At 54.0% G+C, this 23,302-nt stretch carries 15 protein-coding genes and 2 tRNA genes; 11 read left to right on the forward strand and 6 right to left on the reverse strand.

Annotated features, from left to right (window positions below):
* Position 1 precedes the first annotated feature (1 nt).
* The 5 genes from ACS5NO_RS20890 (at position 2) to ACS5NO_RS20910 (ending at position 10,620) form a co-directional block, all read left to right on the forward strand.
* On the forward strand, positions 2–2,035 hold the full coding sequence (locus ACS5NO_RS20890; RefSeq protein ID WP_439416935.1) for a DUF5977 domain-containing protein: 2,034 nt from the start codon (positions 2–4) through the stop codon (positions 2,033–2,035).
* Positions 2,032–2,571, forward strand: a complete 540-nt coding sequence (locus ACS5NO_RS20895; protein WP_439416936.1) for a hypothetical protein — start codon at positions 2,032–2,034, stop codon at positions 2,569–2,571. Before ACS5NO_RS20890 ends, ACS5NO_RS20895 begins: the two co-directional genes overlap by 4 nt.
* 298 nt (positions 2,572–2,869) lie before the next feature.
* Positions 2,870–4,831: a redoxin domain-containing protein gene (locus ACS5NO_RS20900; RefSeq protein WP_439416937.1), complete on the forward strand. Its 1,962-nt coding sequence runs from the start codon at positions 2,870–2,872 to the stop codon at positions 4,829–4,831.
* A gap of 147 nt (positions 4,832–4,978) precedes the next feature.
* A complete protein-coding gene (locus tag ACS5NO_RS20905) occupies positions 4,979–9,211 on the forward strand; it encodes a phage tail tape measure protein (RefSeq protein ID WP_439416938.1) in 4,233 nt (1,410 codons plus the stop codon).
* Entirely contained in the window at positions 9,211–10,620 is a 1,410-nt protein-coding gene (locus ACS5NO_RS20910) for a hypothetical protein (RefSeq protein ID WP_439416939.1), read from the forward strand. The genes ACS5NO_RS20905 and ACS5NO_RS20910 overlap by 1 nt, the downstream gene beginning before the upstream one ends.
* On the opposite strand, the gene ACS5NO_RS20915 is transcribed toward ACS5NO_RS20910, so the two are convergent.
* The 3 genes from ACS5NO_RS20915 to ACS5NO_RS20925 all read right to left on the reverse strand — a co-directional run bounded on the left by ACS5NO_RS20915 (position 10,617) and on the right by ACS5NO_RS20925 (position 12,149).
* On the reverse strand, positions 10,617–11,822 hold the full coding sequence (locus tag ACS5NO_RS20915; protein WP_439416940.1) for a tyrosine-type recombinase/integrase: 1,206 nt from the start codon (positions 11,820–11,822) through the stop codon (positions 10,617–10,619). The two genes, ACS5NO_RS20910 and ACS5NO_RS20915, sit on opposite strands and share 4 nt — an antisense overlap.
* Before the next feature lie 83 nt (positions 11,823–11,905).
* Positions 11,906–11,979, reverse strand: a tRNA-Pro gene (locus tag ACS5NO_RS20920).
* 80 nt (positions 11,980–12,059) lie between these two features.
* Positions 12,060–12,149 (reverse strand) — tRNA-Ser (locus tag ACS5NO_RS20925).
* Positions 12,150–12,355: 206 nt separating this feature from the next.
* On the opposite strand from ACS5NO_RS20925, the gene ACS5NO_RS20930 reads away from it, so the two are divergent.
* The 5 genes from ACS5NO_RS20930 (at position 12,356) to ACS5NO_RS20950 (ending at position 16,786) form a co-directional block, all read left to right on the forward strand.
* The gene (locus tag ACS5NO_RS20930) at positions 12,356–13,318 is read left to right on the forward strand and encodes a vWA domain-containing protein (RefSeq protein ID WP_439416941.1); all 963 of its coding nucleotides are present in this window, start codon (positions 12,356–12,358) and stop codon (positions 13,316–13,318) included.
* A gap of 56 nt (positions 13,319–13,374) precedes the next feature.
* Positions 13,375–14,082 carry a tetratricopeptide repeat protein gene (locus ACS5NO_RS20935; protein WP_439416942.1) on the forward strand — a complete coding sequence of 236 codons (708 nt, stop codon included), beginning with the start codon at positions 13,375–13,377 and terminating at the stop codon, positions 14,080–14,082.
* 24 nt (positions 14,083–14,106) lie between these two features.
* Entirely contained in the window at positions 14,107–15,282 is a 1,176-nt protein-coding gene (locus ACS5NO_RS20940; protein WP_439416943.1) for an acetyl-CoA C-acyltransferase, read from the forward strand.
* A 115-nt stretch (positions 15,283–15,397) separates the two neighbouring features.
* Positions 15,398–16,357, forward strand: coding sequence for a phosphoribosylaminoimidazolesuccinocarboxamide synthase (locus ACS5NO_RS20945; protein ID WP_439416944.1), 960 nt, complete (start codon positions 15,398–15,400; stop codon positions 16,355–16,357).
* 21 nt (positions 16,358–16,378) lie between these two features.
* Positions 16,379–16,786, forward strand: a complete 408-nt coding sequence (locus tag ACS5NO_RS20950) for an STAS domain-containing protein (RefSeq protein WP_439416945.1) — start codon at positions 16,379–16,381, stop codon at positions 16,784–16,786.
* A 143-nt stretch (positions 16,787–16,929) separates the two neighbouring features.
* On the opposite strand, the gene ACS5NO_RS20955 is transcribed toward ACS5NO_RS20950, so the two are convergent.
* A complete protein-coding gene (locus tag ACS5NO_RS20955; protein ID WP_439416946.1) occupies positions 16,930–17,952 on the reverse strand; it encodes a Gfo/Idh/MocA family protein in 1,023 nt (340 codons plus the stop codon).
* Between the two features lie 142 nt (positions 17,953–18,094).
* Positions 18,095–19,006, reverse strand: a complete 912-nt coding sequence (locus ACS5NO_RS20960; protein WP_439416947.1) for a sugar phosphate isomerase/epimerase family protein — start codon at positions 19,004–19,006, stop codon at positions 18,095–18,097.
* Between the two features lie 104 nt (positions 19,007–19,110).
* Here ACS5NO_RS20960 and ACS5NO_RS20965 point away from each other — a divergent pair, with 104 nt between their 5' ends.
* On the forward strand, positions 19,111–20,022 hold the full coding sequence (locus tag ACS5NO_RS20965) for a ribonuclease Z (RefSeq protein WP_439416948.1): 912 nt from the start codon (positions 19,111–19,113) through the stop codon (positions 20,020–20,022).
* Between the two features lie 2 nt (positions 20,023–20,024).
* Here ACS5NO_RS20965 and ACS5NO_RS20970 read toward each other — a convergent pair whose 3' ends face one another.
* Positions 20,025–23,276: a M4 family metallopeptidase gene (locus tag ACS5NO_RS20970; protein ID WP_439416949.1), complete on the reverse strand. Its 3,252-nt coding sequence runs from the start codon at positions 23,274–23,276 to the stop codon at positions 20,025–20,027.
* Between the last annotated feature and the right edge of the window lie 26 nt (positions 23,277–23,302).

The raw sequence follows: 23,302 nt of genomic DNA on the forward strand, positions 1-23,302 counted from the left end.
CATGGATGCCCTCGCCACCCTGACCCATTATCCGGTCCACCTGACCGGCAACCCCATCGTCGTCAACACCGAAGCCGCCGACCCGATCACCTATCCCGACCGCACCGGCTTGCGCTACGGACTGGCCCTGATGACCCCACCCTATTTTCTGGCCAACACCTTCGAGGAACTCGACACGCTCGTGGCTTCAGAAATCCCCCCCGAAGTACTAGCCACTGGCTCGGTGTACAAAGGCGCGTATTTCGATATTGCCCGGCACCTGGATTCGCTCTTGATCCGCACCCCGCCCACCTTCCGGCAAGCCACCATCGGGATCTGTGAGAGCCTGACGACGCCCTATTACGTCCGGCGCATCCGCACCCACGACGATATGCTGATCGATCAGGTCGATTCGCCGGTGGCCCACGCCATCAAAGCCGGGATTGCCGAGCGGGACTACGCGGCTTACCATGATTTCTTTTTCACCGAGTTCATCGGCAAGGGCAAACGGTTTCTGACCTGGTCGCCCAACGCCCGCACCGTCCACGCCGATCAGCCCGAATACCTCTACCTGCTGACCCACTTTTCGCCCCTGCCCACCAGCCTCAAACTGATCAGTCAGGTCTATTACACCGATGGTACCTCGGAACGACTCGTGGCGAACCAGCTCACGACGGTGTATCCCTACAAAGTCTACTGCTTTCCGGTCGGACCCCAAGCCCTGGAGCTGACCAGTCGCCCTAAACTCGTCAGTCATTACGAAGTCTGGGTCAGCAACCAGGACGACGAGCGGCTGACTGAAATCCGCTGGTACCGGCTGGAAACCCAGTACCGCCGAACCGTGCAGTTCCTCCTGTTTGCCAACAGCCTGGGCGGGTTCGATACGCTCTACTGCACCGGCAAGGGCGTCGAACAGGTCAAATACGTACGCCAGATCACCGAACGCTTTACTGGCTACGACTACCGGCCCGAATTTTCCGAGAAGGAAATCAACGAGGTCACCGGTGAACGGGAACTGACTGTCTCAACCGGCTGGCTGAGCAAAGCCCAGGGCGACTATCTGCAGGAGCTGGCCCGGTCGCCCGAAATCTATCTGGTCACCGACCGGGCGTACCTGCCGGTGATCGCGGTCACGGAGAGTCTCAAAACGTCGGACGACGACGAGACGCTACTGGGCCGCACCTTCGTTTTCCGCTACACCAATAAAGAACAGCATTACAGCCGTTTACCGTCACCCGACAACCTGCCCAAACGCCCCACCGGCTGGCGGCCCAAAGCCATCACCTGTTTGCTGGATGCCAACGGCAAACGCACCGGGATGAAAGCCGCCGTCTTGCTGGAGAAGTATTACCTGGACGACAACACCCGCGTGCCGGAAGCGCCCATCAAATCCAATGTGCCCGGCACGGAAGGCTATTTACCCCCGGTCCCCAGCGCCGATTGCCTGGTGACGCCTTTTCTGAGCGCGGCCATCAGCCGGTCGGGCACCTACCAACGGAGCAACTGTGGTGCCGATCAGGTGGGCGGCCCGGCGCTGATCACCGTTCCCGCCGGATTGTTCGGTTCCGAAGTCAGCCAGGCCGATGCTGACAGCAAAGCGGAAGCGGAGTTTACCCGGCTCAACACCCAAAGCTACGCCGACCAGTACGGCTCCTGCACCACGGCTCCGGAGCTGTACGCTTGGGACGTGCCCGCGGGGCACTGGCATTACCGCTCGGGCAGTCCCAGTCAAATGCAGGTCTATTTCGGCTCGCAGCCCTGGGGCAATAGCTGGACGGTGCAGGGACAAACCGGCCCGTACGTCTACCCCCAAAATGCCAACGATCTGAATTTTCCGGTGCAGGGTGATCTGTACTGGTGGTTCCTGATGCTCACCGGCAAACCGGGCCAAACCTACCGGATTGAAGTATTTTCGAATGGAACACTTGTCATCGACCGGTCGGTGGTGCTCAACCAGGAAGGTGCCGAACACCTCTGGCTGTTCGGCACGGATGGCGTGAGTTTCTACAACCCGCCCAGTGGTGCGAAGGTGTACGTTAAAATGACCGAGCAATGAGCGACGACCTGGATTTACTCGATGAGCTGGCCGATCTGGCCCAGGAGATTGTGCACGACGGCGTGCAAATGTTCCAGCGGGCCATTGAAGAAAAGGGGCTGGTGCTGACCGAAGAGCTGCTCCAGCAGTTCCAGGCCAGCGTCAGCCGATCGGCGTTGCAACTGGTGGCTGAAATCTCCTTCCACGAATACGGCCGCTTCAAGGATATGTCCCAGGTGCGCTACGGCGATAAATTACCGCCCCTCGATGCGCTTGAGTCGTTCGTGAAAACCGTGGGTCTGGGGCAATTCGGGCGGGTGCCGGGCTACCGGGGCCGCTCGGTGAGCAGCATTAACGAAGCCGCCCGCCGGATTGCGGCCGCCATCCTATTCTCCCGTAGGAAAGTGCCGGTGGTTAAAAAGCAGTACCAAGGCACCTGGTACAACAGCACCAAGATGCAGCTGATCAATTCAGCCCGCTACCGGCTGCGGGTCAGGACGGCGGAAGTAGTCACTGGGTGGTACGCTCGCCTGATGGAACAGACGGGTGGGGAGTGATGGCCCCTATCTTGGTTTACTTTTTTATAGATTTTTAACCTTCGTCTGAATTGATCTCACAAACTCAGGCGAAGTCTAAAAAATAAGACATTGTGCCAGAAGAAGACGATTAGAGACTTTTTTTGGCGTAGATTGAAAGAGTTTTAGCCATAAACATAATCTCTTTTGGATCGGGCGTTTTACGAAATTGATTTCGCATTCGTTTTTTAAGGACAACCTATTCGTGTAATCTTAAAATCGCCAAAAAAATCACACAACATTTAAACAAAACTCATATCTTACTGCAGAAAAATAAGTTTTGAAAGCGATATTAATGACTACACTTAGACATCACTTAGCATACAGAACTTTGTTTTCTTGCTGTTGGACACTTGTTTTACTTCTTCTCAGTAAGCCTATTGTTGCAAACGTCCAATTTCAACCGGAGCACCCTCAAAAAGGACAACCAGTCACTTTTATCTATTCTACTATCGGCACTTCCTTAGAACAAGTAAATCAGATTGAAGCCGTAGTGCTGTGCTGGCGCTATCATCAAGGCCAACCTTCAGATTCCATTTTCACTATTGATTTAACCATTCAGCAGAACCAATATTCTGGCCTTCTGCCTCTTAACTCCTTAAACAGTAGTGGAGCAATTCTTTTTTTTCGTTCAAAAAATCAACCACAACAGATTGACAATAATCGAGGTCGTTTCTACTCGGTGCTGGTCTATAACCAATCGGACCTTCCCATTCAACATGCGGCTGGTGGACTGGGCATCGTTTTTGTTGGTGGGCATTTTACCCAGCAGGCTGGGGTAAAGCCAGATCTGACAATGGCAATCTCACTCTTTGATAAAGAATTGACCCTGTATCCTAATCAGTATACAACGTATTGGTTAAGGCGCTTATGGGCTATTGGTTGGCAGGCAAAGCCAGGATTTGAAGGTGTTATTCGGAAGGAGTTGGCCCAATATCATCATCTTTATCCCTCACCTAACGCTACTGTGCTGACCGAGATTTCTCTTTTATATTCTGAAATAGGAGATAAAGCCCATGCTGAAACGTACCGACAGAAAGCTATCGCCAAAGATCCAAAAGGAACGCTAGCTCAGGAAGGACGCGTCCGGGCCTGGCTACAAGCCCAAAAAGATGGTCAGCCTCCTGAAAAATTATATCAATTATTTTTAGCATTTGAAAACGAATTTCCTCGCTCGGAGCGTCTAGCCTTTTTAGCCCAAAACATGGCCATTAGTTGGGTGGAAAGTCATAATGAAACCAGACTGAACGCTTTCATGGAATCGCGGCCCGATTTGTTTCAGGATTCAATGATCTTGTATAAAATCGCCTGGGCTATGGTGCTCGATAGTGTGATGCTCCCCCAGGCTGAAACTCTTTTAAATCGTTCTTTAAAGCTATTAGAGGAGCAGGCATTCGATTCAAAACAAATCCAGGATCGCTATTATCAATTCTACGAAACTATGCTTGCCTGGGCGCTGGATCGGCAAGGGCGCCATCAGGAAGCGTATACGCTTTACCAGAAATGGTTAGCAAAGGATGGAGTGCAAATCGACATAAAGACACTGGAACGGGCTATGACCAATGCCATGAAGGTGGGGAATTGGCAGCAGGCTCAGCGGCAAGGTGAGCAATTTGTCAGACTGGGTAGGTACAATACTACAATTAAGGAAATCTTAAAAACTATTTATATAAACGAGCACAAGGGAGTCGAAGGATTTGACGCCTATTGGGCTCCTTTGGAAGAATTCAATCGAGCTAAACGATTAGCTGATTTGTCAAGTCAACTTATCCGACAACCCGCTGCCGCATTTACGCTTACCGATTTTGAGGGCAAGCACACTGCCCTATCTTCTTTAAAAGGGAAAACGATTGTATTAGATTTTTGGGCTACGTGGTGCGGCCCCTGTATTGCCTCTTTTCCAGGGATGCAAAAGATCATGGCGGATTTCGCATCTAATCCCAACGTGGTCTTTTTATTTATTAATACCTTGGAAGGGCGGGAAGCTGACTCGATTGTCATTCAACGGGTTAAACGTTTTGTTCAACAAAGGCAATATACGTTTCCGGTTCTACTGGATTTGAATACTTCCGTAGCTAGATCCTATCAAGTTAATGGTATTCCTACCAAAGTGGTTATTGACGCCGATGGTATGATTAGGTACACAAGCATCGGCTATAGTGGCAGTAGTGAAAGCGTAGTCGAGGAACTAAGTATGGTCCTTGAACTTGTCACAAAATCAAAGTCTATTCAAAACAAGTGATAAAAGGCCACGAGGAAGATATTTCACAACGGTCTCAAATAACCCTCTTTTGATGAGACACTTAAATTTATTCTATAAATAAGAAGCCGTCCTGTTTCAACCCGGGGCGGCTTTTCAATTTGGTGGACAGTTCCCTACTGCCACCCCATGAACCAGGTTGAAGAGAGTAAAATCAAGCTCATCATCGACGGCGAAGATGCCGAACGGAGCCTGGCCGGATTACGCCAGGAAGCCCGCGAGATCACCGCCGAAATGCGCCGGATGAAAGAAGCCGGGGAAGAGAATACCGATGCCTACCGCCAGCTCGCCGAGCAGAAAAAGCAGCTCAACGTCGAAACCCGCGAATACCTCCAAAACCTGGACCTCGAAAACGCGTCGATCAACGAACTGCGCGCCCGCAAACGCCTTTTAAACAACGAGCTGAAGGACCTCAAAGTCAACTCCGACGACTGGCTCGATAAGATGAAAGAGGTGGCCGACGTCGATCAGCGGCTCGATGCCGTCAACGCCGAAATGCGCGCGCTCAAAGAGCACACCGACGACAACGTTTCGGTCTGGTCCCGCCTGAAAGAAACGTTTCTGGGCACCTTCGCAGCTTTCGCCCTGGACGATGTCATTCAGGAAGTCGTTCAGTTTGGCCGACAGTCGGTCCAGGCGGCCGCCGAAACCTCGGATGCCTTCGCTGATATCGCCAAAAGCACCCAGATGACGACCGACGAAGTGGCCGCCCTGGATGCCCAGATCCGGCAGATCGACACCCGCACCGCCCAGGCTGAGCTGCTGGAGATTGCCAAAGTCGGCGGACAGATCAACATTGCCAAAGACGAGATGCTCGGCTTTGTGCGGGCCACCGATCAGGCCGTGGTGGCCCTGGGCGATGAATTTTCCGGCGGGGTCGAAGAAGTCACGTCCAAGCTGGGAACGATGAAAAATCTCTTTCAGGAAACCAAAGAGATGGATGCCGGAACGGCTATTTCCAAAATCGGGTCGGCCCTCAATGAGTTAGGGGCCGCCGGAACCGCCACCGCCCCGGTGGTCGCCGATTTCACCACCCGCATGGGGCAACTCGGGGATTTGTCGCCCCAAATCAGCCAGACCCTGGGTTTGGGAGCCGCCTTTCAGGAACTGGGCCTGAATGCCGAAATCTCCGCCGGGGGTTTGTCCAACATCCTGCTGACGGCCGCCAAAGACACGGCCACCTTCGCCCGCCAGCTTGGCCTCACGGAAGGCGAGATGAAAAAGCTCATCAACACCAACCCAAATGAGTTTTTGCTCAAACTGGCCGAAAGCCTGCGCGGACTGCCCGCCGATCAGGTGGCCAAGCAGTTGTCCGATCTGGGCATCAAATCGCAGGAAGCCACCAAAGTGATGTCGCTTTTGAAGGACCAAACCCAACTGGTGCGCGATAAGCAACTGCTGGCCAACACGGCCCTAAAGGACGGCACCTCCCTGACCAAAGAGTTTGAAATCAAGAACCAGACGGCGGCCGCCCAACTCGCCAAATTCGGCAAGGAAGTGCAATCGGCCTCGGTCGATCTGGGCAACAAGCTCCTGCCAGCGGTGCTGAAAGGGGGTGAACTGGCCCTGACCTTCGGCCGAGCCATCGGGGCCTTACCCGGTTTTCTCAACGAAAACAAAGTCTCGATCGGTTTGCTGGCCCTGGCCATTATCACCTTTAACGCTCAACTCTTACTTGCCGAAACCAATTCCCTGCGCCTGGCAGCCGCCGAGAAAGCCCGGATTATTGTAACGGAAGCCGCCACCCTGGCCACCAATCTGTTGAAGGTTGCCATGCAGACCAATCCGGTCACGGCCGTGATCACCGTCCTGCTCACGCTGGGGGCGGCCCTGGTGGCGGCTTACCAGCACAGCGAAACCTTCCGCGCGGGCGTCAACGGACTCTGGCAGGCGATGAAAACCGCGGCTGACGTCGCCATCCAGTTTGTGAAAGCCTTTGTCACGATGGACATCAAGGGCATGGCCGACGCCATGCTCAACGGCGGCAAACGGGTCGCCGATGCCTTCAGCACCACCTACCAGGCTACCCTCAAAACCGGTCACGCCAAAACCGAAGCCGACCACAAATCCCACGTCGACAACAAGGTGGCCACCAGCAAGGCCGGGGGCGAAAAAGCCGCTAAAGAGGCCCAGATCGCCAACCAAACCGGCCTGAACCAGATCACCCTGGACAATGCCGGGTTTCTTTCCGAGGATGCCAAAAAACGCCAGGAGCACGAAAAACAGCGGGCCGAAGAAAAGAAAAAGGCCAACCAGGACGCCATCGACGCGGCCCGCAAAGCCAGTATCGAAGCCATCGCCGACGAGAAGGAACGCAAAATTGCCCAGCTCCGGTTCGAGACCGATCAGGAAAAACAGCGTATTCGGGAAAGCCAGGCCGATCACAAATTGAAGCTGGCGCAGTTTGCGGCCGCCGAAAGCGCCTACGAAACCCGCAAAGCGGCCCTGGAAAAAGAATACCGGGACAAGAAAGAGAAAGAGGATCGCGAAGCCGCCGAGAAGCAGCAGAAACTACTGATCAGTCTGATTGCCGATGAACACGAACGCAAGCTGGCCGAGCTGAACTTCCAGGCCGCCCAGGCCCGGGCCGAAGTCGAGCGCACCATCACCGATGAACAGCGCAAGGCCACGGCCCTCGATCAGATCAACAAAAAACTGTCGGCGGATATCCAAAAGGAAAACGAGGACCACCGCCAGCAGGAGCTGAAAAAAAGCCAGGAGAAACGCGACAAGGAGCTGGCAGCCGAAAAACAACTGTTCGACCTCCAGTTTCAGGCCGCCGTCGCCAGCGCCGAGCTGAACCTGAATCTGGCGAAGAATAACGCCCAGGCCATCTACGATGCCAAAAAGCAGCGGCTCGATGCCGAATACCAGTACAATCAGCAGAAACTCCGCAACGAAGCCGCCGAAGAAAAAGCGAAGAATGCCGAGCTGATTGCCGATCGCGACAAACGCGCGGCCGCCGACAAAGCCATCGACGACCGGCTGAAGGCCCAGCTCACGGCCAACGACCAGAAGTACGAAGCCGACAAAACGACGCTGACCCAGGAGCGCACCGCCCAGCGGCTGGCCAACCAGCAGCAGTTTTTCGGGGCCGTCGAAGGGCTCATGCAGGGGGACTACTCCGCGTTCATGACCCTGTTGAACCAGAAACTGGCCAATGAGCAGGCCAAAAACCAGAAGGCCCTGCAGGACTTTACCGCCAAGGGCCAGGAAACCCTGCAGGTGGCCGGTCAGGCCGTGGCGGCCCTGCAGCAGCTCAACCAGAAATACCTCGACAGTCAGCTCAAAAAGATCGAGAAAGAGAAGGAATCCCAGCTCAAGTCGTGGAAGGATCAGTACGACAAAGGCAAAATCTCCAAGGAGCAGTACGAGAAAACCATCGCCAAAATCAACGCCGACGCGGCTGAAAAGGAAAAGCAGGAAAAGCTCAAAGCCTGGAAGCGGGATCAGGCCATGCAGATTGCCATGGCGCTGATCAATGCCGCGATGGCGGCTCTCAAATCGCTGGCGACGATGGGTTTCCCGCTGGGGCTGATCGGGGTGGCGGCCTCGGCGGCCATGGCTGCTATTCAAATCGGGATCATCAAATCGCAGAAACCACCTTCCTACGCCCAGGGTGGCTACTTGCGCAACGGCGGGGTGCCCAACGGCCCCGGCCACGGCAGTCAGTACGGTCAGTCGGGCATCGCGCTGGTCCGGCGCGATTCGGGTCAGGAGGTCGGCGAAATGGAAGGGGGTGAACCCATCATGATTCTGTCACGTAACACCTACCGCAACAACCGGCCGATCATCGACAAACTGCTCAACTCCTCGCTGCACCGCAACGGCGCGCCGATCATGGCCCGCAGCGGGGCCGTCTTCGGCGACGGGGGTGATTACCGTTCGTACCTGGAGCCGTTGCAGGGGGGAAGGATGTACCTGTTCGGGTCGGGCAAAGCGAAAAAAGCCGCCGAACAGGCCAAACTGGAAGCCAAAATTGCGGAACGGGACGCCCAGAAACAGCAGGAAGAAGCCCTGGCCGAAGCCCAACAGTACGCGGCCGACGCAGGCGGGGGAGACTACGGCGGGGGTGGCGATGTGGAAGGCGTCGATGGCGATGCGGCCGGGGCGGTTTCGATGACCAATGCCGAGATTACCAAGTCCCAGCAAATGATGACCGCCATCGCCCAGAATACGGAAGAAACCGTCGAAATGTTGTCTACCACCAACGCCACCCTGGTCAGCCTGGCCAACCAATTGAGCACGGCAAACGGCTACCTCGACCGCATTGCCGCCAAAGAACTGAGCGTCAGCGTGCATAACGTGGTCAATGTGATGAATTCAATCAACGTCGTCAATAACGACAGCAACCTGAAATAATGTTAGACATTCGCATCGAAGGCGTGTCGGTCGACCGCAAACCCGGCATGGTGCTGACGCTGGAGCAGTTCAGCCCGCTGTTTGATTTCTCGACCGTGCAGGGTAGCCGCATCTACGATTTCCAGTTGCCCAGCACCCCCACCAACCGGCGGGTGTTGGGGCATCTGCACAACCCCCAGGTGGAGAGTTCCAAACGGCGCTGGTACTGCGAGAAATATCACCACAGCACCATCGTCGAGCAGGGTTACGTCAAAATCCGGGAAACCACCCCCGATTACAGTCTGTATTTCACCCAGAACCTGGGCGATATTTTCGGCGATTACCAACTGATCCCGCTTTCGCAGCTCACTGAACTGGGCAGCGAACCGGTTCCGGCATCGCCGGTCGCCAGCGTCGATCCGCTGGTGGACCGGTATTGTTTTCCCACCCTTCACAACCCGGCTTTCTACGGCAATCAGGCCGTGGGCGGTTTTACCGGCAAAGTCAATGAGCAGGAAGCCGGGCTTTATAAACCGACCGCGCGGGTGCCGATGTTATTTGTGCACCAAATCCTGAAACGCTACGGGGAGCTGACGGGCTGGCGCTTTGAGGGGGCCTTCATGGACGATCCCGCCATGCAGCGGCTGGTGTTTTACAACCTGTACGCCCTGGATGAGCAGACCACGCTGACGTACAGCAACCATTTGCCAGAAATCACGTTGGGGGGCCTGCTGATCGAACTGCGCAAACTCTTCAACCTTTGGCTGGACTTCAACGTGCGCCGGAAGATCTGCACGATGGATTTTGTCGATGACGTGCTGGCCCAGCCCACGCTCACCAACTGGAGCTACAAAACCGGCACGGCCCACCTGCGCATTCCCGACCAGCACGGAAGGCTGGAGCTGAGCTACGAGATCGACGGCAACGATGCGACGATGAAACCCATTCCGGCCCTGATGGACAAGTACCAGACCCCGGAGAACGAGGAGAACGCGGGCGGGGTGCTGCTGCCCGTCAAGTCGCGGTTTTCGACCCTGCTGACCGACCCCGTTTTGGGATTGGCCACCACCAGCCAGACCGGGTTCAGTGTCCTGAACAAAGACAGCAAACCGGTGCTCAGTAACCGGCTGTTGTTCTGGAACGGGCTGGTGGCCGGGGTACCCACGGCGACCAATGCCCACGCGGGCCAAACGCTGCTGTGGTCCGGCGCGGGCAACCTGGTGGACACCCACTGGCGCCGGTTCGAGCGTTTCAAGGGCCGCACCTTCCCGATCCGGCGGAATCTGTATCTGTCGGCGGCCGATCTGGCCCGCTTCACCCTGCGCCAGAAGGTCCACATCCAGGGCGTCGATTACCTGATCAGCTCCCTGAAAACCGCCCTGGGTGATGATCCGATCCTGATCTGCGAAGCGGAGCTGTGGCGGGTTTAGATGGTCGGAAACTCGTTGAGCTTTTCGGGTCGGATGACCAGGCCCAGCTTGCGCAGATAGCGATCGGTTTGGTTGATCGTGGAATGGCCGCACTGCTCCTGGATCAGCTTCATGTCCAGGGTGGCACTCCAGAGCGCAATGACCCCGGTCGGTTTCCAGGAATAGATATCGTAATCCTTGCCGAATAAACCCAGTTTCTTCAGGTGCCGGACGTGGCGGTTGTAATAGCTATTCTGGCCCGGCGGGGTGGGTCCCGGAACCACCTTGAAATTATCCGGATGATTGGGGTTGTCCGAATTACTGGCGTTGCTGAACACGTAGTAATCCGGCGGATATTTCCGTAAACCGAGACGAATGATTTCGGCCTCCAGGGCTGGGGAAAGAAAGGGGTACCGGAACCGGTTGGTTTTTCCCCGCTTGGCCGTAATCCGGATGCTGGTTGGCATCAGGTCTTTCACCTGCAGCAAACGGATCTCCTGTCCCGGTCGGGCGAAGGTGTAGTAAATGAACTGGCAGAATAGCCACAACTGCTCGTCGCCCCGTTCCAGAATCGATTCCTTCAAGGTGCGGATCTGTTCCGGGGTAAAGGGCAAGTGATCCTCGGATTCCTCCAGGGAGTCTTTCCGGATCTTAGCCGCCGGATTCTTCTCGATCACTTCCCGCTCGACGTACATCTCAAAAAACGAGTGCAGAAAGCCCAGGATGTTGTTGCGGGTCTTGCCCGCCAGTTTGACCTGGTCCATGAACGCCAAAACGACGGGTTTGGTGATCTGGCGTAACTGGACCTGGGCATTCCCCCGTTCCTTGAAAAACGCAAGGAAATGGTTGCTGTAATTGGTGTACAGGATCGCCGTGCTGTCGGCAATATCGCGTTTGGTTTGAAAGAAGTAGGCCACCGCCTGGGTCAGCGTCAGGTTTTTACTCAGGGTAATGTCGGAGGCTGCGGGTTGGGGACTCGGTTTGGGGGTGCCGACATAGGCCCCGTTTTGTAGTTCCTTGCTTACCCAAGCAATGATATCCGACGCATCTTGTTCACGCTCGGCGTCGGTACGCCCCTGGACCAAAACGCGCTTGCGGACGAGCTTCTGGGTATCCACATTCCAGACGTAGTACAGGATATACCAGACATTGGTGGTTTTGATCAACCGGGGGAGTTTGTAGGGGTAGGGACTACGGTTCGAATTTTGGGTTCTTTTCGTCACAATTCACTCTTGGAAAAGTACAATTACGGGCAGTTGTTACAAAAAAAACCGCCCAAATCGTTAAATTTAGGCGGTTTTTAGCGTCGGGGTGGCAGGATTCGAACCTACGACCTCCTGGTCCCAAACCAGGCGCGATACCGGGCTACGCTACACCCCGATTACTTTCGAGAGCACAAAGGTACGATTTTAATTCAGAAAAGAAAACCGGGGCCTTTAAAATCCCTATTATTTATATTCTGGCGGAGAGAGAGGGATTCGAACCCTCGGTACCGTTGCCAGTACGACAGTTTAGCAAACTGTTCCTTTCGGCCACTCAGGCATCTCTCCAGGATAACCCCAAAGCCGCTTTGCCGTCATTGGGGTCACAAATATAGAGGTATTCCCGCCGTTTCGCCAAGATTTCAGCCAAAAAAGTTTCGCGGCAATTTGTGATCTCCGGTAGGGCATCCGGTCATTTCCTCCTAATTTCGCAGCTTCACGAAGTCAATCCAACGGCCCCCGGTTCGTTGATGTCCTGATCCTTTGCGAATTGCATGAACTGGAATCACAGTCTGACCCAAACCGAATACCTCTTCATAGCCATCTTTGTGCTGCTTTACGGGTACTATTTTTTTCGAACGTTTCGGGTTGCACGCTTGCTGGGCAGCACGGCCTGGGCCACCATTCCGAAGTTTTTTCTGCGAACCGGCTACTTCACCCTCCTGCTGATTGCGTTGCTCGGCCCCTCTTTCGGGGTCGTTGAAAAAGAACTGGTTTCGGAAGGAAAAGATATTTACATCGCCGTCGATCTTTCCAAATCGATGGACGCGACCGACATTCCGCCTACGCGGCTGGAAAAAGTAAAGTATGAACTGAAACGACTGATCGACGCACTGCCCGGCAACCGGTTTGGCCTGCTGGTTTTCTCCACGGAAGCCTACGTCCATGCCCCCCTGACGTCGGACCAGGGGGCGCTGACGCTCTTTATTCAGTCGCTGAACACAAAACTCGTACCCGAATCCGGCACCAACCTGTGTTCCGCCGTGGAACTGGCCCTGCGGAAACAACTGGCCGAAACCTCGGATCTGACCCAAACCAAAGTGTTAATCCTACTGACGGACGGCGAAGATTTTGGGGAATGTGACCCGGCACTGGCCGGACAATTGCGGAGATACGGTATTGCGCCTTTTGTCGTTGGCGTCGGCACCGAAAACGGCACCACCATTCCGACGCCTAAAGGAAACCTGCGCGACAAAGACGGTAAGGTTGTGCAAACCCGTTTGAATCGCAGCTATTTACGGCAATTTGTGAAGGATACCCGCGGCTCATACCTGGAACTGGCTTCGTCGTCCGGTGACCTGACGCCCCTTATCTCGGCCATCCAGACGATGGAAAACCGGCTGGTCGACCAGCGCAAACTGGAGGTGACGACCAATAAATACTATTACTTTCTGGTCGTGGCGCTGGTTCTGATCGCCATCGATATCCTGGTGACGGTTCGAACGTTTAAGCTGTAAACCCGTTCCAGTTGTCCAAAAGAGTTCGTATTTTTGCGAACGTTTCAAGCCCAAACATGACCTACCTGATTTTATCGGTATTGCTCTGGTTGTACGACAATCGTTCTTTCGATAAGATTTCGCATGATAACATCGCGCGGATTGAAGGCCTACGGGCCTACCAGGCCGGTAATTACAAACGGGCTACCGAGCAATACGTCGCCCTGGTCAACTCGGCTTTGTTTGTGGAGCCATCGGCGCGCCTGAATCTGGCTCACTCCTATTTTCAACTCCGGCAATATGCCCAGGCCCAGAAACATTACCGGCTGGTGGCGCAGGTCAGCCAACCCGACCTGGCCGCGGCTGCCGAAATCCAACTGGGTGTTATTGCGGTTTTGCAGGGCGATTCAACCGCTGCGCTGACCTTGTTCCGGAAAGCACTGAATACGGTTCCTGCCCTTGAGCCCGCCCAGTTTAACTATGAACTGATCAAAAAAACCTACTCCGGAAAGCCCATCCAAAATAGTGCTCAGCGACCTAAACCCAAGCCACGGCAATCGCAGCAGGAAACGGAAACGGCCCTGGAACGTGGAAAAGAAAGTGGAACGGAAGTGGAACAGGGAGATACTAAAAACGAATTGTTGCGTCGGCTGCGGTCGCTGAATCTATCGGAAGAGCAGGCTTTGTCGATCCTGAATTCCATGCAGGCCAATGAAGTGCAGTACATCCACCAGCGAAAACAAACGGCAAAAACGAAAGACCGACTTACATTCAACACCTATTAGATCGCCCAGACGAACCCATTGAATATGAATGACGTAGTATTTGTCTCGGCCGTCCGTACGCCGATTGGTAGCTTTGGCGGGGCATTGGCGCCCCTGACGGCGACCGAACTGGGTGCAATGGCGATCCGGGCGGCTTACCAGCGAGCCGACATCCTTCCTGATCTGGTGGAAGAGGTCATTATGGGAAACGTCGTGTCGGCCAATCTGGGACAGGCTCCAGCGCGGCAGGCGGCTTTGAAAGCCGGTTTGCCCGTGAACGTCCGCTGCACGACGGTCAATAAAGTGTGCGCATCGGGAACAAAAGCCATCATGATGGCGGCTCAAACCATTCAGTTGGGCCAGGCCGACGTCATCATTGCCGGTGGTATGGAAAGCATGTCAAATGCGCCCTACTACATACCCAAAGCGCGCTTTGGGTATAAATACGGCGACGGACAATTGATCGACGGACTGGCAAAAGACGGTTTGGTCGATCCGTTTGACCAGCGTGCGATGGGCTTTTTTGCCGATCAAACTGCTACCAAATACAACATCAGTCGCGAAACCCAGGATGCTTTTGCCATTCAATCGTACCAGCGGGCCGCAGAAGCCACGAAAAATGGTAATTTTGGAGCCGAAATCATCCCGGTTGACGTTCCGACGAACAAAGGCAGCCTGACGGTGAGCGAGGATGAGGAGTACAAAAATGTTTTTTTTGACAAAATTCCGAAGCTGAAACCGGCTTTTTCGCCCGATGGCACCGTTACGGCGGCCAACGCATCGACCATCAACGACGGGGCGTCGGCACTGGTGTTGATGAGTCTGAAAAAGGCAGAGGAGTTGGGCCTGAAACCCATCGCCCGCATTCTGGGTTACGCCGATGCCGAGCAGGAACCGGCCCTTTTCACCACCTCCCCCACGCTGGCCATTCCGGCAGCGTTGAAACGGGCGGGAATTAAACCGGAAGACGTTGACTATTACGAAATTAATGAAGCGTTTTCCGTCGTAGCCCTGGCGTGCAGCCAGATTCTGGAAATACCGCAGGCGAAACTAAACGTCAACGGCGGGGCGGTTTCACTGGGACATCCGCTGGGGGCGTCCGGGGCGCGAATTGTAACGACGCTGGCGAACGTCTTGCAACAGCGAAATGGTCACATTGGAGCCGTTGGCATTTGCAATGGTGGCGGGGGCGCGTCGGCACTGGTGATTGAGAAAATATAATTTTAAATGTAAAATGTAAAATGAGGAATGATAAATGTAAAAGTTAGAAATCGAGACCCGCACTTTTACATTTATCATTCCTCATTTTACATTTATAATTGTTTTGACTTCGAAAATGAGTAATCCCAAGCAGGCAATAAAAGAAACCAACTTTAAGTTCGATGGACAAACCGGTTTTTACCGGGGTAAAGTTCGCGATGTATACCATTTCGTCGACCGCCTGATTATGGTGGCCAGCGACCGGATTTCGGCTTTCGACGTGGTGTTGCCCGTCCCGATTCCGTACAAAGGACAGGTGCTGAACCAGACAGCGGCCCATTTCCTGAAAGCCACCGCCGACATCGTCCCGAACTGGCTGCTGGATGTTCCCGACCCGAACGTGAGCGTGGGCCTGAAATGCCAGTCGTATCCGGTCGAGATGGTGGTGCGGGGGTATCTGGCCGGACACGCCTGGCGTGAATACCGAGCCGGTAAACGAATGCTCTGCGGAGTGGCCCTGCCAGAAGGTCTGAAAGAAGCCGATAAACTCCCCGAACCGATCATTACGCCCTCCACCAAAGCCCAGGAAGGACACGATGAGGACATTTCGCGGGAAGAGATTCTGGCTCAGGGCATTGTTCCCGAAAACGAATACGTTCAGCTTGAAAAATACGCCCTGGCCCTGTTCAGACGCGGCACCGAAATGGCCGCCGAACACGGGTTGATTCTGGTCGATACCAAGTACGAATTCGGGATGCTAGAGGGTCAGATTTATTTGATCGACGAGATTCACACCCCCGATTCATCCCGGTATTTTTACGCAGACTCCTACGCCGAAAACCAGAAGAAAGGCATGCAGCAGAAGCAGTTGTCGAAGGAGTTTGTCCGGGAATGGCTGATCGCCAACCAGTTTCAGGGCAAAGAAGGACAGAGGATTCCGGCGATGAGCGACGAATGGATCGACCAGATTTCCAATCGCTACATCGAACTCTACGAAACCGTGACCGGCCAGCCTTTTATACGGTCGGAAACTGACAATATTTACGACCGTATTGAAGAAAATATCCGCCGTTCGCTAACTGTTACTTATTTTTGAAACGGACCAAGGTTATCCATTATGAATTATGCCATTGAAAAAAACGAGCAGTATTCGCTCGTTACGCTAAACGAAACGGTATTTGGCGGGGAGGTTCCGACCACCTTCGAAACCCTCAGCCGAAACCTCTTCCGGGAAGGCTACAGCAACATCATCGTCGATTTTACGGCGGTTCAGGAAATTGAAGATGGCGGTGTTCCCACCATCCGGAAAATCAACCGGCAATGCACCAACGAGTCCGGCTTGTTGATTCTGGTGACGAAAAACGAGGAAATTATCGACTTTCTGGATGGTTCGAAAATTCCGGATCTGACCATTTTGCCAACGGTCGAAGAAGCCGTCGACGCCGTGTTTATGAATGAACTCGAAAACGACTTCCGCAGCGAAGACGACGACAGTTACGAGTTTGGGGGAAGCTCGGACGATTGATAGGCAGTCAAAAATAGCCCTTCCATTACAATTTTTCTTGTTTATTAGAAATTCATCCTTGAAATTTAAAAATTGAATCTTTAAATTTCAAGGATGATTTATCGGCAATTCACGCAAAGGTTTTCGTTCGGAAATCCCATTTTCTACCGTTCCGCCGACGCATAAATCCGCTCCACGACTTCCTGCAAAACCGCACCCTGCTCCGCCGTGCAAACGTTGGACGGTTTTCCCAGACAGGCATCCAGAAATGCCGCCGTATTTTTGAGCTGAATGTCAACGTCTTCCAGAAACGGAAACTGAACATCTGCCAGTTCGCCTGCCACTTCGGTATAGAGTGAAAACGGAAACAGCTTTGCCCCACCTTTGCTGCCAAACACCTCCAGATTACGGTCTATATCGGCTTTCGTATTCAACGCAAACGAAGCCGAGAGCATGATGGACGCCTTGTTCGGAAACGACAGATAGGCCGTGCAGGCATCTTCCACCTCAAATTTCTGCGGGTCCCAGGAACCCATCAGCCCTTTGCCCCCGGTTTTCCCGATGAAATCGTAGGTGTTCGCCAGAATGTTTGCCGGAACAGCATAGTCGAGCGCACACAATGCCAGATCGAGCACGTGAACACCCAGATCCATCAACGCTCCTCCCCCCTGCATTTCCTTGTTCGTAAAATAGCCCCAGCCCGGAATGCCCCGCCGACGCAGAAAATTTGCTTTGATGTGGTAAATCTCGCCCAGTTGACCGTTGGCTTTGCACCGCATCAGCAACTCCCATTCGCTCGTTTGCCGCAGTTGCAGGTTATAGGCCAGAATCAACCCTTTTTGAGCCGCCAGTTCAGCCATTTCACGAGCCTGGTGAGCGTGGAGCGCAGGCGGTTTTTCGCACAAAACGTGGCAATTGTTTTCCAGCGCCTGCATCGTGAACGGATAATGCAGGGTATTCGGAGTGCAGTTGATGACCACGTTTGGTTGACACGTCCGGTACATTTCCGCAGCGTCGGCAAAGGCGTGCGGAATACCATGCTGATCGGCCAGCGCCTGGGCTTTCGATCCGTCGCGGCTGCAAACGGCCACGATGTCGACCAAATCCGAAAGGGTTTTCAGCGCCGGGATGTGATTTTTATCGGCAATACTTCCTCCGCCAATGATGGCAGCTTTAAATTTCGACATGCGGGTTACGGAAATTAAGTTATGGAAAGAGTTGTTTCGCAGAGTTAAGCGGAGGAAAGCAGAGTTACGCAGAGTTTTTTCTCTAATAAACTCTGCGTAACTCTGCTTTCCTCCGCTTAACTCTGCGAAACAAAAATCAATATCAGGCCAGAAATTGGCTCAGGTAATTGCGCGCGGTGAGAATGGCCGTCTGTACGTCTTCGGGACTGCCTTCGTAGGCTTTGTCTTCCACTTCGATGCAAACCGGGCCGCGATACCGAACGTCGGTCAATGCCGTGAAAAAGTCCCGCCAGCGGACGTCGCCCAAACCGGGTAGTTTCGGCGAATGGTATTCCAGCGGATTGGCCATGATGCCGACGCGGTTCAGCTTGTCACGATACAGTTTTACGTCCTTGAGGTGAATGTGGTGGAGCCGGTCTTTGTAGTCGTATATGGGCCGCACTTCGTCCATGATCTGAAAAATCAGGTGCGACGGATCGTAGTTGAGACCCAGAATCCGCGACGGAATGATCTCGAACATCCGGTCCCAGATCGCGGGCGTCGTCGCCAGATTCTTCCCGCCCGGCCACTCATCATTCGTGAACCACATGGGGCAGTTTTCAATGCCAATTTTTACATTGTTTTCCTCGGCAACTTTCACAATTTCGGGCCAGTGGGCCGCAAACAGCTTCAGGTTTTCCGCGATGTTGAGCGACGGATTCCGACCAATAAAGGTATTGACCACCGGCACATTCAGCTTCGCAGCCGCCCGGATCACTTTCTTGATGTGTTCGCGGAAGTAGGCGGCTTTTTCCGGTTCCGGATCGAGCGGATTCGGATAATAGCCCAGGCCCGAAATGTAAACACCATATTTCTGCGTCAGTAACTGAATGTGTTTGACATCCAAGTTGTCGACGTCGATGTGCGACACGCCCGCATACCGCCGGGCGTCCGCGTGATCCGTCGGCCAGCACATGACCTCCACACATTTGAAGCGTTGCTCCGACGCAAATTGTAACACATGTTCCAGATCGTAGTCCGCCAGAATGGCACTTACAAAACCGAGATGCAGCATAGAGTTGGTTGAACAGGTTGCGGTTTATGAATCCGATTCGCATCCATGAAAGAATAAATTGAGATTTGGAAACTGTATGGATTACCGGCAAGTTTACAAAAAATATGACATTCAACCTGACTATACTTGGCAGCGGTTCAGCAACGCCCATCCTGAATCGCCACCCGACCGCCCAGGTCGTTGCGATTGAAGGCGATTATTTTCTGATCGACTGCGGAGAAGGTACGCAATACCGCCTGATGGAAAACCACCTCCGCCCCGGTCGGCTTAAATATATTTTTATCAGCCATCTCCACGGCGACCACTACTTCGGGCTCGTTCCGCTGCTGTCGAGTCTGAATCTATCCGGCCGCACCGACGACCTTTGGCTGTTCGGTCCGCGCGGGCTTGGGGAGATTATCACCACGCAGTTCCGGTATTCCGATACAAAGCTGAATTATCCGCTTCACTTTCAGGAAACCGACCCGCACCAGCCGACGCAGATTCTCAACCACCCGAACGTCCGGGTCGAAACCATTCCGCTGCAACACCGCATCGACTGCACCGGTTTTCTGTTTCGGGAGAAAAATCGCAAACGAAAGCTGATTGCCGAAAAACTGCCCGCGGAGTTGCCGGTGGCTTTTTACCGGCATTTAAAAGACGGAAATGATGTTCTGGATGATTTGGGGCAGGTTTTGTACCGCGCCGAAGACTACACCATCCCCGCTCCCCCGCCCCGGTCCTACGCGTTTTGCTCCGATACGCGCTACAATGAGGCCATGTTCGACCAGATTCGGGGGGTGGATTTGCTATACCACGAAGCCTCGTTTCTGGACGATATGGAAGCGTTGAGTGAAAAATACTTCCATTCCACGGCCCGTCAGGCGGCTTTAACGGCGGTTCAGGCAGAAGTGGGCCGGTTAATGATTGGTCACTTCTCCTCGCGCTACAAAACCGCCGACGAGTTTCTGCTTCAGGCCCGGTCGGTTTTCCCGAAAACGGTTCTGGCGGTGGAAGGGGAAACGACGGAGGTGTAATTTTACGGTTTCACCACCTTCCGATGCACCACGCCTTTTGGCGTTTGAACTTTCAGAATATACAAACCAGACGGCAACTGGCTCGTATCCAGCGTCGTCTGACTGGCCCGGTTTTTCAAAGGCTGTTCCAGCAGGGTTGCTCCCGAAACCGTGGTCAGGGTTACGCCTTCAAAAAACTCGCCCGTCGGCAATTCGACCGTGAGCGACGCACCGACCGGATTCGGATAGACCTTCAGGACGTCGGCCCAGGTTGGTTCATTTCCCGTAACGGCCAGCACGTTGAATTTCCGTTCGACCGGCGTGGCCGCCGAAAATTGCTCATTTCCGGCCTGCGTAGCCCGAACCGTCACCACCCCCGGTTTTGTTGGCGTCAGGCGGTTTTCCGAGAGCGTAGCCGATCCGGAAACGATTTCAAAACTGACGGTCAGTTTAGACGAGGCCGTGGCCGTCAGGTTGAACGAACCATCATCGGCATACCGATCCGGCAAAGCATTGAACGTGATGGTCTGAGCGGTTTTGCCGGTTTCAGCCCGCGTTCCGGCGGCATACCAAACCGCCCACTTCGCATTTTCATACAACGCCTTCACCTCCCCTTTCGCCGTCATTTTATCAGCCTGCAAGTCCAGCGACGCCACCATTTCTTTGTCGCCCCCCGAACTCAGCGTATTGAATACGAGTCGATCATCCAGTCGTGAATAGGCCGGAAAGCTTAAGGTGACATTGGTCAACACCGTGTTCAATGTACCAGTCTTCAGATCTCCCGCCCAAACCTTGTAGCTGTCGTCGACGGCATTGTAATAGTCAAAGGCAATGATGTTGGGCGAATTCCGGGAAAAACTGGGGTTACCGACGCTTTCACCGTCTTCCAGATTCTTGAACAGTTTCAGAATGGCACCGTCGCTAAACGTTTTCTGCGCGTTGCTCCACACATCCAACAGACCGACATCCCAAAAGTCAATATCCTCACCGTCACCGCTTTTCAGTTTATTAAAGGCGTCATATACCAATACCTCGCCGGCAAAATCCCATTCGAACGAATCGGCATACTCTACTTCGCCCGTCGAAATTCCTTCGGCGGAGGTGGGGTTGCTCAGCGGAAACTGCTTCCATTTTTTCAGGTCATAGCTGTAGACCCAGATGGATTTATCCTTCTCTTTCGTCAAAGCCGCCAGCTTGGTGCCATCCCGTGAAATGGCCACATTATCCCAGATCGGCTCGTCGGAAATTATGACTTCTTGAGCCGCCCCGGTCAGGGTCACGGCCCGAATCCGGCCGTCGGTCGTCACGTAATAAGCGGCTTTTCCGTCGTCCGTAATGCTCGGGCGGTGGCTAATTTCCGCCTTGATCCGGGCCGTCAGATTGCCCGTGCTGACGGGCGCTGTATACAACTTCTGGTCGCCAATGCTATACAGAATGATCATGTCCTGACCGTTGTTGGCCGGCACATCTTTCGGTTCGTCCGGCTGCGGAGTGGTTTCCACAATGCCGACCGCGTCAAACGCGTCCCTGGCCGCTTTGGCTTCTGCGCTGTTCTCGCCGTATAAATCCCCCGCCGAACGAATCACCCCCAGCCGCAGATCCAGAAATTTCGAGTTCAGCGTCAGGTAGTTGGTGAGCGTGCGGTAATACACCTGCTCGGCTTTTTCTTTCCCGATTTTGGTGGCAAACAGATAAAAAGCATGATTGGTAATTCCGCTGTTCCGGTGAACCCCACCATTATCGTCTTTGGTAACGATAAATTCGGCCATCGTTCTGGGCTGATACCCCAGCGTCCCTTTTCCATTCTGATTCGGGTTCGACATGCTGCGCATCGCCCCGGACGTATACTTGCTTTTCAGGACAACATCTTCCCCAATCAACCAGTCATCCCGGTCGACCATTGCGCCAAAAACATCCGCCATCGACTCGTTGATGGCCCCCGATTGGTCCTGGTAAATCAGATTCGCCGTGTGATCGATCACCCCGTGGGTCATTTCGTGTCCGGCCACATCCAGCCCACCCGCCAGCGGTTTGCAGTACGTCTTTCCGTTTCCATACACCATAAAATCCCCCGTCCAGAAGGCGTTGTCCATTGCTTCCCCGTCTTCCAGCACATTGACAATCGACACCATCGTTCCTCCTTTGCCGTCCAGTGAATTCCGCTTGTGCGTTTTTTCGTAATATTCGTACGCCAGACTCCCGTTGGTGTGGGCCGAAATGGCGTTGGCATTCCAGTCGTTGTTATTCTTTGATGTGACATCGTAGAACCGAAAACCGCCATCGGCTTCCTGCTTGTTTCTGGCGTCGTAGGTTACGATCGCTCCCACCGGTTTGGCAACCGTCGATTTCTTGGCATCGTACATCGCCCGCGTTGCATCCAGCAGGTAATAGTTTGCTCCCGACTGATACGTCTGAAAATTCCGCATTACTCCGTTCAAATCCTTGCCCGATGCTTTCACCGGACCGTCCACCCCGCAGGTGTTGTTGTACTTGTTCAGCACCGCGCCGGTTTGTGCATCGACCAAATATTGCCACCGTTCGAGCATATTGGGCCGAATTGTCAGGTTATAGGCCAGCGCCAGTTTGTCGCCCACCGGATACAGACACAAGGTTCCTTCCGAAGGTTTGAGGTTAAACAGGTTCTGGCCGAATGGCCGAACAATCGACTCCTGGCCGATGTCCTGAAAAGCCCGGTCGGTTGCCTGCTGAAGCGAAAGCCGGGGCGTGGTCGAAACCGGTTTGGCAACCCGGTATTGCCCGTTCAGCAGCGTCACCGTTCCGTTGGTCAGGTGCGCCACCAGTTCGCTCCCATACACCGGAATGCCCTGAACCGTTTGCGCCATCCGGATGTGCGTTTGCCCCAGGTGATCGGTTTCGGTTTTGGTAATCTGAAATTGCTCTTCCGGTTTTTCGACCTTCAACAGCGATTTGATCTGGCTCATGAACGAGAAAGCCGACGCGCGGGCGCTCATGCGGGCGCCTTTATCCGAAGAAACGGGCGAACGGTTTTCGATGTAAACCGGCAGGTTCGTCGCCGTGTCGCGGACAATCCGGAGTTTCAGCGACCGGGCATCAAATTGGGGATTACTTGTAGATGTTGCGAGCCGGAAGTTGCCCGTTCGGGTTGAAACCGGAGCCACATCGGCTTTCAGTTTTTGCGCCAAACCGGGCGTCGGCGCTTGGGTTTTGATTTTTCGCCCGAAACCGGAATGCGGAGATTGCGCCAGCACACCGACCGAAGATGCCAGCAGAAGACTGAATAAAATTGATTTCATGGATGTATTTGTTGTTGGTAAAAATG

The organism is Larkinella fluvii, from assembly GCF_051857545.1.
Classification (GTDB): Bacteria; Bacteroidota; Bacteroidia; order Cytophagales; family Spirosomataceae; genus Larkinella.

Excerpts from the sequence above, each read along its gene's own strand:
- ACS5NO_RS20890 (WP_439416935.1), top strand. The coding sequence starts at position 2 with ATGGATGCCCTCGCCACCCTGACCCATTATCCGGTCCACCTGACCGGC.
- ACS5NO_RS20895 (WP_439416936.1), top strand. The coding sequence starts at position 2,032 with ATGAGCGACGACCTGGATTTACTCGATGAGCTGGCCGATCTGGCCCAG.
- ACS5NO_RS20905 (WP_439416938.1), top strand. The coding sequence starts at position 4,979 with ATGAACCAGGTTGAAGAGAGTAAAATCAAGCTCATCATCGACGGCGAA.
- ACS5NO_RS20910 (WP_439416939.1), top strand. The coding sequence starts at position 9,211 with ATGTTAGACATTCGCATCGAAGGCGTGTCGGTCGACCGCAAACCCGGC.
- ACS5NO_RS20930 (WP_439416941.1), top strand. The coding sequence starts at position 12,356 with ATGAACTGGAATCACAGTCTGACCCAAACCGAATACCTCTTCATAGCC.
- ACS5NO_RS20935 (WP_439416942.1), top strand. The coding sequence starts at position 13,375 with ATGACCTACCTGATTTTATCGGTATTGCTCTGGTTGTACGACAATCGT.
- ACS5NO_RS20940 (WP_439416943.1), top strand. The coding sequence starts at position 14,107 with ATGAATGACGTAGTATTTGTCTCGGCCGTCCGTACGCCGATTGGTAGC.
- ACS5NO_RS20945 (WP_439416944.1), top strand. The coding sequence starts at position 15,398 with ATGAGTAATCCCAAGCAGGCAATAAAAGAAACCAACTTTAAGTTCGAT.
- ACS5NO_RS20950 (WP_439416945.1), top strand. The coding sequence starts at position 16,379 with ATGAATTATGCCATTGAAAAAAACGAGCAGTATTCGCTCGTTACGCTA.
- ACS5NO_RS20955 (WP_439416946.1), bottom strand. The coding sequence starts at position 17,952 with ATGTCGAAATTTAAAGCTGCCATCATTGGCGGAGGAAGTATTGCCGAT.
- ACS5NO_RS20960 (WP_439416947.1), bottom strand. The coding sequence starts at position 19,006 with ATGCTGCATCTCGGTTTTGTAAGTGCCATTCTGGCGGACTACGATCTG.
- ACS5NO_RS20965 (WP_439416948.1), top strand. The coding sequence starts at position 19,111 with ATGACATTCAACCTGACTATACTTGGCAGCGGTTCAGCAACGCCCATC.
- ACS5NO_RS20970 (WP_439416949.1), bottom strand. The coding sequence starts at position 23,276 with ATGAAATCAATTTTATTCAGTCTTCTGCTGGCATCTTCGGTCGGTGTG.